Genomic DNA, 322 nt, shown 5'->3' with positions numbered 1-322 from the left:
CGTAGAGCTCCGGATCCTCCTCCAGCAGCTGCAGCGCCTTCGCGAACTCCCACTCCGAGGAGATCTTCCCCCCGTACCGTGCCAGCCACGGCTCCTTGCGCTGCGCGGCCAGGTCGGTGATGCGGTCGGCCTGCGCCTGGGCGGCGTGGTGGCGCCACAGCTTGACGTAGGCGTGCGGACGGCCGGTGAGCGCCGGAAGTTCGCACAGCGGGGTGCCGTCGGCGAGCACCGGCAGCATCGTGCAGGCGGTGAAGTCCGTACCGATCCCGATGACCTGCTCCGGCCGGACACCGGCCTGGGCCAGTGCCTCCGGTACGGCGAT

1 pseudogene is annotated in these 322 nt (G+C 71.1%); it reads right to left on the bottom strand.

Going from position 1 to position 322, the window contains the following annotated elements:
• Positions 1–322, bottom strand: a pseudogene (locus tag ACWBNA_RS47920) (ribulokinase); the annotation flags it as partial.

The organism is Streptomyces sp. Q2, assembly GCF_056820935.1.
This window is presented reverse-complemented; position numbering and strand designations above follow the sequence as displayed.